This is a genomic window from Sutterella sp. KLE1602 (assembly GCF_001578585.1).
In the GTDB taxonomy this organism is placed as follows: Bacteria; Pseudomonadota; Gammaproteobacteria; order Burkholderiales; family Burkholderiaceae_F; genus Sutterella; species Sutterella wadsworthensis_A.
This window is the reverse complement of sequence record NZ_KQ968514.1, coordinates 1-6084: the sequence shown is the minus strand read 5'-3', so window position 1 is coordinate 6084 and position 6084 is coordinate 1. Positions and strand designations below refer to the sequence as shown.

General features: G+C 61.8%; 1 protein-coding gene and 2 tRNA genes. 1 reads left to right on the top strand and 2 read right to left on the bottom strand.

Going from position 1 to position 6084, the window contains the following annotated elements:
* Positions 1-115 precede the first annotated feature (115 nt).
* Together HMPREF3036_RS03610 and HMPREF3036_RS03605 are read right to left on the bottom strand one after the other, a co-directional pair.
* Positions 116-191 (bottom strand) — tRNA-Glu (locus HMPREF3036_RS03610).
* An 8-nt stretch (positions 192-199) separates the two neighbouring features.
* Positions 200-275 (bottom strand) — tRNA-Ala (locus HMPREF3036_RS03605).
* Between the two features lie 171 nt (positions 276-446).
* Here HMPREF3036_RS03605 and uvrA point away from each other — a divergent pair.
* Complete coding sequence (gene uvrA, locus HMPREF3036_RS03600) at positions 447-6041, top strand: excinuclease ABC subunit UvrA (RefSeq protein WP_062331640.1); 5595 nt, start codon at positions 447-449, stop codon at positions 6039-6041.
* The last annotated feature ends 43 nt before the right edge of the window (positions 6042-6084 follow it).

Below are 6084 nucleotides of genomic sequence, written 5' to 3'. Positions count from 1 at the left end.
ATGCAAGCGCTCTCCCAGCTGAGCTAATCCCCCAGACTTTGAAAGGGTTGAAAAATCATACCCTCTCATAAATAGCCAAAAGCCCGCCAGGCGCTAACCTGACGGGCTTTGAAACTGGCGTCCCCACGGGGATTCGAACCCCGGTACCGACCGTGAAAGGGTCGTGTCCTAGGCCTCTAGACGATAGGGACCTTAATCGTGGTGGAGGATAGCGGGATCGAACCGCTGACCTCTTGCATGCCATGCAAGCGCTCTCCCAGCTGAGCTAATCCCCCACTAGAAGTGGAGAAGCAGAACTATACCATACTTTTCAGAAAAGCGAAGGCAAGAATGTAACTGTTTGTAATTAACCCATCCCACCGGCATTCTTGAGGCTGACGGGCGTCACTTTTCCTCCTGCTTGCGGTAGTCTGCGGAAAGCATCTTACAACCCAGACTGAAAGAGCATGACCGACACCGCATCGAACAACGGCCTGATCCGCATCCGCGGAGCCAGACAGAACAACCTGAAGAACATCGATCTGGACCTGCGCACCGGAGACTTCACTGTCGTGACGGGCCTTTCGGGCTCAGGCAAGAGCTCGCTTGTCTTTGACACGCTTTATGCGGAGGGGCAGCGCCGCTACGTCGAGACCTTCAGCCCGTATGCGCGCCAGTTCCTCGACCGCATGGACCGCCCGCATGTCGATCGAATCGACGGCGTGCCGCCTGCGATCGCCATCGACCAGAACAGCACTGTGCGCACGTCGCGATCGACGGTGGGCACGATGACGGAACTCAACGACCACATAAAGCTGCTCTTCGCCCATCATGCAGAGCTTTACTGCCCCAAATGCGGCCGACGCGTCGTCGAGCACACGCCCCAGAGCATCTGGGACGACGTGCTCAAGCGCCTCGCGGGAATGCCCGAGGGGCTGGACAGCAGGGTTCTCGTCACGTTCGACATGAAGGTGCCCAAGGCGCTTGCCTTGGAAACGGCCGAGACAGGTCTGTCGGCACAGGGGTTCACCCGCATCGAATCTCGCCGCGCCGTCAAGGACGGCACGATTCTCACGGTCGTGGCGGACCGCTTCCGCGCATCATCCGTCGAGCGGTCGCGCGCGATCGAGGCGATCGAGCAGGCCCTTGACAAGGGAGCCGGCGCGATGGCTGTCCTCATCAAGACCGAAGAAGGCTCGACGCCGCTCGCCCCCTACAGGAAGGGGTTTGGCTGCGCAGACTGCGACAAGTCCTTTTCCCAGCCCTCCGCTTCTCTCTTCAGCTTCAATTCTCCCGTAGGCGCCTGCGAGAAATGCAGGGGCTTCGGCCGCATCATTACGGTGGATCCGTCGCTCGTGATCCCCGATCCCTCGAAAACCCTCGAGGAGGGAGCCGTCAAGCCATGGACGACAAAGTCCTTCAACGAATGCCAGCAGGAGATGCTTGCCTACGCCGCCGTGCGCGGCATTCGCACCAACACGCCCTACAAAAAGCTCACGGCTGAGGAGAAGCGCTGGGTCTGGGAGGGCGGCGAGGACTGGACGGGCAACTGGCGCACGCAGTGGTACGGCATCAATCGCTTTTTCGAATGGCTCGAGAGCAAGGCCTACAAGATGCACGTCCGCATGCTGCTGTCACGCTACCGTTCCTACACGGAGTGCCCCTCGTGCCGCGGCTCCCACCTGAAGCAGCCGTCGCTCTTCTGGCGATACGGCACCCTCGAGGAAAAGCAGCTCGTGCTTGCAAAGACCATCGAAGGCGGCGTCTTCAAGCCGATCGGCATGACCCTTTCCGACCGTGCCTACGCGAAGCTGCCCGGCTTCAACTACCACGAGCTCATGACGCTCCCGATCGAAGACCTGCGGGACTTCTTCAAAAAACGCCGCGCACGCGCCGACGAATCCGAGCAGATGCTGCTGGACGAAATCTGCTCGCGCCTGACGTTCCTTTGCGACGTGGGCGTCGGCTACCTGACGCTCGACCGACAGAGCCGCACGCTCTCGGGCGGTGAAGTGCAGCGCGTGAGCCTCACGACGGCACTGGGCACGGCCCTCGTCAACACGCTGTTTGTTCTGGACGAACCTTCCATCGGCCTGCATCCGCGCGACATGCATCGCGTCAACCGCATCATGCGCCGCCTGACCGAAGCGGGCAACACGCTTGTCGTCGTGGAGCATGACCCTCAGGTCATGCTCGCTGCAAACCGCCTCATCGACATGGGCCCGGGGTCGGGCACGGACGGCGGCCGGATCATCTTCGACGGCAGCACGCGTGAAGTGCTCGACGCTGGCACCCTGACAGGCGACTACCTGTCGGGCCGCAGGCGCGTGCGGCGTCCCGATCCAGAATTCGTGACGGCCGACAGGCCCCGCCTGATCATCAAGGGTGCATCAGAACACAATCTCCGCCACATCGACGTGGCCATTCCGATGGGGGCCATCGTCGCCATCGCAGGCGTCTCGGGTTCGGGCAAATCGACGCTCGTCTCCGACATCCTCGTGCCCGCCCTTAAGCGCAAGTCCGGCAAAAGCACCGACCAGCCCGGCAAGTTCGACGGACTGGCGGGATGCATTCCCCATGATGTGATCTACGTCGACCAGAGTCCCATCGGGCGCACAACCCGCGGGAACCCCGTGAGCTACGTCGGCAGCTTCGACGGCATCCGATCGCTTTTTGCGGCCACGCCCATGGCCCGCCATCTGGGGCTCAGCGTCGGCGACTTCTCGTTCAACTCCGGCAAGGGACGCTGTCCGACCTGCGGCGGCGCCGGCTTCGAACACATCGAGATGCAGTTCCTCTCGGACGTCTATCTGCCCTGCCCCGCCTGCGGCGGCAAGCGCTACAAGGACTCTACTCTGGAGGTGAAGATCCGTCTCTCGGACGACCGCGACTACAGCATCGCCGACGTGCTAGACATGACGGCAGATGAAGCCACGCGACTTTTCTTTGAATACCCCAGCATCACCTGGGGAATCCAACAGCTTTGCAAAGTGGGCCTCGGCTATCTGAAGCTCGGGCAGCCGCTGACCACGCTTTCCGGCGGCGAACGCCAGCGCCTCAAGCTCGCAGGCACCCTCTCCGAGGGGCTTTCGCTCGGACGTCGCTGCGGCTACAGCGCAGGGAAGCTCTTCGTCTTCGACGAACCGACGACAGGACTGCACTTTGGCGACACGGCGACGCTCGTTTGCGTATTTAACGAACTGATCTGCCTCGGACATTCGGTGTTGGTGATCGAACACAACCTTGACGTCCTCAATACGGCCGACTGGATCATTGAACTCGGTCCCGCCGGCGGACGTCAGGGCGGCCTCGTGGTCTTCGAAGGCACGCCCGACCAGATCGTCAAGGAGGTCAGCTCCTTCACGGGACGCGCACTCAGGGACTGGCGAAACGTCCTTGACGGGCAGGAAGTCTCCCGGGAAAGCTTCTTCAACTTCCCGCCGATGAAGCTCAGCGCCCCCGAGGACAACACCCGGATCGTCATTCAGGGCGCCAGGGAGCACAACCTCAAGAATCTCTCGGTCACGATTCCCCGGGACAAGTTCACGGTTGTCACGGGCCCCTCGGGCTCCGGCAAGTCGACGCTTGCCTTCGACCTCGTCTTCGCGGAAGGACAGAGGCGTTATCTTGAAAGCCTCAATGCCTATGCGCGAAGCATGGTCCAGCCCGCTCCCGCCCCCGAGGTCGACTCAATCCGCGGCATTCCGCCCACGGTTGCCATTGAGCAGCGTACCTCGCGCGGTGGCCTGCGCTCAACCGTCGGCACGACGACGGAACTCCTGCATTTCCTCCGCCTGCTTTTCGTCAAGCTAGGCACCCAGTACTGCCCGGACTGCGGCATCCCGGCAAGCCCCCAGTCCCACGACGACATCATCAAGGCAATCCGCCGCGACTTCGGCTCGGACCAAATCGCCGTGCTTGCGCCGATCGTGCGTCGCCAGAAGGGCATCTTCAGAGCGGAAATGGAGGCGGCCGCAGTCGCCGGACACAGGATCATGCGCATCGATGGAGCATATATCGATATATCCCTCAAAATCCCTTCGCTCGCCCGTTATTCGGAACACGAGCTCGAGCTTGCCGTCGGGATATGCGGTGCCGACGAGCAAGCGCTGGAAAAGATCGTGGCCGCCGCGCTCCTTCACGGGCACGGTCGCCTGCTTGTGACGCGTTCGCTTCCCGACGAACCGACGACAGGTCTGCTCGAACAGGACGTCTTCTACTCGACGCTCGCAGCCTGCCCCTCCTGCCTCAAGAGCTTCCCTGCTCTGGATCCGAAGCTTTTCTCCTACAACTCGAGCGCAGGCGCGTGTCCGAAGTGCTCAGGCTACGGTCTCATCACTTCGGCGCTCAAGAAGGCGCAGAAAAAGAAGGAGGACTTCAACACCGACCTCAGCGACACGGAGGGGGCGGAGCTTTGCCCCGACTGTCTGGGGACTCGTCTGAATCCCGTTGCAAGGGCGGTGCGCTGGCACGACAGAAGCATTTCGGACTTCGGTGCAATGACGATCGACAGCGTGGAGGAGTTCTTCCGAAACCTCAGGCTCGAAGGACGCGAGGCGGCCATTGCTCACGACGCGGTCGCCGAGATCCTGTCTCGCCTCTCCTTCCTTCAGGAAGTGGGACTCGGATACCTCACGCTCGACCGCAGCGCGCCGACGCTTTCCGGCGGTGAAGCCCAGCGCATTCGTCTGGCCGCACAGCTCGGCAGCAACCTCAGGGGTGTCTGCTACGTGCTCGACGAGCCGACGATAGGACTGCATCCTCGAGACAACCGCATCCTTCTTGACGCCATCGACCGGCTCACCCACCAGGGCAACACGCTGCTCGTCGTCGAGCATGACGAGGACACGATCCGTCAGGCGGACCATATCATCGACATCGGTCCCGGCTCCGGCGTTCGAGGCGGCGAACTCGTTGCCGAGGGCACGGTTGACGACATCATGAAGTGCGAGCGCTCACTTACGGGTGAATACCTGAGAAATCCGAGCAAGCACAGGCATTTTGCCAGCCGTCCCTTCAATCCCGAGACAGACCCGAAGCTGTCGGTGATCAATCCCCGCATGCACAATCTGGCAGGCGGAGTCGTGGAATTCCCGCTCAACCGCCTGACCGTCGTGACGGGCGTCTCCGGCTCCGGCAAGTCCACTCTGACCCGTGAAGTGCTTTTTGAAAATCTGATCGGCAATCTCGGCTCCGATCCGAGCAAGGCGAAGTGGAAGGGATGCGACATAATCACGGGCCGCGAACCGGTGGCGCGTGTTCTGGAAGTGGATCAAACCCCCATCGGCAAGACGCCGAGATCGTGTCCCGCCACCTACGTCGGCTTCTTTGACAAAATCCGCGCGCTCTTTGCAGGCACGAATGAAGGCAAGGCTCGGGGTTACGGCGTGGGACGCTTCTCCTTCAACAACGAGGGCGGCCGCTGCGAAGCCTGCGCCGGACAGGGACTGCGCACAATCGAGATGTCGTTCCTGCCTGACGTCAAGGTCCCCTGCGAGGTGTGCCACGGCGCACGCTTCAATCAGGAAACGCTGGCCGTCACCTGGAAGGATCGAAACATCGGAGAAATCCTGCAGATGCAGGTCGATGAAGCAGTCGAGTTTTTCAACTCGATGCCGACGATCGCACACCCGCTCAAGCTCCTTCAGGACATCGGTCTGGGCTACCTCACGCTTGGCCAGCCCTCACCCACGCTTTCCGGCGGCGAGGCGCAGCGCATCAAGCTCGTGAGCGAGCTCACCAAGGTCAAGGATTCCGTCTCCACCAGGGGACGCAAGAGTCCGCACACGCTCTACGTGCTTGACGAACCGACGGTGGGCCTGCACATGGCCGACGTCGACAAGCTCATCGGCGTGCTCAAGCGCCTCGTCGACGCAGGCAACACGGTGATTGTCGTCGAGCACAATCTCGACCTGATGGCGCAGGCCGACTGGATCGTCGACATGGGCCCCGAGGGCGGAGCCAACGGCGGCAGAGTCGTGGCCGCGGGCACTCCCGAGACGCTCACCTCCACGAACACCCATACGGGCCGCGCGCTCAAGGCCCACATGGATGCCCACTAGGACACGGTATGAAATCGGATAGGGGTGAGGACTTTTGATCCTC